General features: G+C 52.1%; 4 protein-coding genes. All 4 read right to left on the reverse strand.

Features of this window, described 5'->3' with window-relative positions:
- On the reverse strand, positions 1 to 367 hold a 367-nt coding region (locus ABYP33_RS18835; protein ID WP_373092858.1), incomplete at its 3' end, for an NAD(P)/FAD-dependent oxidoreductase.
- Between the two features lie 82 nt (positions 368 to 449).
- Positions 450 to 1,310, reverse strand: coding sequence for a MipA/OmpV family protein (locus ABYP33_RS18840; protein ID WP_373092860.1), 861 nt, complete (start codon positions 1,308 to 1,310; stop codon positions 450 to 452).
- A gap of 9 nt (positions 1,311 to 1,319) precedes the next feature.
- Positions 1,320 to 1,751 carry an acyl-CoA thioesterase gene (locus ABYP33_RS18845; protein ID WP_373092862.1) on the reverse strand — a complete coding sequence of 144 codons (432 nt, stop codon included), beginning with the start codon at positions 1,749 to 1,751 and terminating at the stop codon, positions 1,320 to 1,322.
- A gap of 83 nt (positions 1,752 to 1,834) precedes the next feature.
- A partial coding sequence (locus ABYP33_RS18850; protein ID WP_373092864.1) for a hypothetical protein occupies positions 1,835 to 2,028 on the reverse strand: 194 nt, incomplete at its 5' end.

Consider the following 2,028-nt stretch of genomic DNA (forward strand, 5'->3'; position numbering starts at 1 on the left):
TCTGCAACCAGCGGCGCAAAAGCGGGGCGGCTTTTTTTTCAACGGGAAATACGCGCCCCGAACTACCAACAAAAGTCTCTACCCCTAAATCCGCCGCCCAAGCCCTTAGAGACTCGGCATTAAAGGCGTCTAAACACGGCTGCAATAAGGGTGCGCGGTCGCCAAAGCGGGCAATAAAATTTGGCCACGCTTCATTGTGAGTCAGATTGAGACCGCCGATTCCGGCGCGCAAAAATTTTCGACCGACAGTAGGCATGCTGTCGTAAACCGCCACTGCACAACCCGCTGCGCTCAACTGCTCGGCAGCCATTAAGCCCGCTGGGCCGCCGCCGATAACGACCGCGCTTGCCTGTGCAGAGTGGGGCATAAAACAATATTTCCAAGATAAACGGCAGGGGGAGAGTCAATATTATGGGCTTATTGTAGCCCAATCACAGCGGCAGTTCAGCTCACTCTGCTGGGCCAAGATCTACTCGCTTAGTTGCACGCCAGAAAATGCGCGCCATCGATAGGCTAAAATACGCGCCACTGTTTTTCTTAAAAAGTGGGCTATCGTTAAAACTAGCGTCGCGTAAATCGATATAACTCACCGCAGCACTGATTCGCCAATCGGCGTTAGCATGCCAGCGAACATTCAAAGCCACGCCGCTACTATTATGACCCGCATCGGCCTGATATACGGGCCGATTGAGCGTCGCAAAACGCGGTGCAACGCCGTAAAAATAATTGTGGTAGTCATCACTGCCATAGCGCGTCTGCAAGCTGGCGCCCCAAGATAGCGCCTCTGTTAGCTGTTGCTGCCAGCGCAATTCTGGATTTAATACCCAGCCTTCATAAGACATGCCCGGAAAGCCATCCACCGCCAGCAGGGCGCGCAAATTAAAGCGCAGCTGTAAGCTTTCAATTGGGGTATCACGTAGTTTAAAGCGCAGAGACGGCCCAAATTCAAAGCTAAAGTCGAGGTCATCCATGCCTTCGCGGGCGCGATTGTCTTTGCTATTTACGGGCAAACTGCCACCAGCGGAAATATCGAGATCCCATCGGGGATGTTCAAATAATAGACCACGCAAACCGTCCCGATTGGCTTTCAAGCGCTCACCGCGATAAATCAAATACGGGAAGGGCAGTACATAACTGCGCCCCTGATCGGCACCGGGATAGTCCGGCAGACTCAACGCAGCCAGACCTAGGCCTAGCTCCCATTTTGGCAGCATGCCGGTATTGAGTTCTTCCGCCTGAGTAAGGGGGAACACGCTCAACGCGAGTGTCAGTAACGCAGCTTTTTTAAGCACGCCGTCAACCTCATTCACTTGAAAATGTCACAGCTTCGCAACGTTGGCCTTAAAACTCTCCGGTACTGCGCATACCGATTTACTGCTGTAGTCAAAAAATAGCATGGTATTTCTAATGCGTGCCGTTTCTAAGCCCTTGCTTAAATTGCGCAGTCTGAACAGTAAATCAAAACTTTTGGCGGTGAAATTTACTGCCGTCACGTCTATTTCTAAACGGTCGCCGTAATCGGTCTCTGAGAGGTAGGAGATTTCAGAGTGAGCCATAATCAAACCGGCCTCTTCAAATGCCGTGGCCTGCTCATAGCCCAGGGCAATGATGAAGCGCAACTGGGCCTCGATAGCGATGGAAGGAATACGATCTGCGGCGAGGTGATTGGCCACATTGACGTCGGAGTACAAAACCACGTAGTCGGTGGTAAAGAGAAAGCGCTCGGGAAGTTCTATAGTTTTTCTTGGCATGGTGCTGCTCGTCATTAAATGTCTCGGTGCAGCCTGACGGCTGCGAGGGGCTTTTTCAAGCCCAAGCAGCGAAATGACGCGCTTTACTCAAGACGTCGGCGCCAACGGCGAATATACAAAACCATGCCCAAAATAAACATCAAGGCGATGCCCGCAGCAAAAAATGCTGAAATACTGTCTCGGGCAGTGCGCCCCAAACCGTCAATGAAATGCCATTTGTGCAGCACTGAAAAACTTAGGCCTTCGACCCGGTCGCTGTCCCGCACCACCGCCGCCA

It is taken from the genome of Zhongshania sp. (assembly GCF_041584495.1).
Lineage (GTDB): Bacteria > Pseudomonadota > Gammaproteobacteria > Pseudomonadales > Spongiibacteraceae > Spongiibacter.

What these genes read in the sequence shown, in the direction of transcription:
- ABYP33_RS18845 (WP_373092862.1), bottom strand. Translation starts at nt 1,751, where the DNA reads ATGCCAAGAAAAACTATAGAACTTCCCGAGCGCTTTCTCTTTACCACC.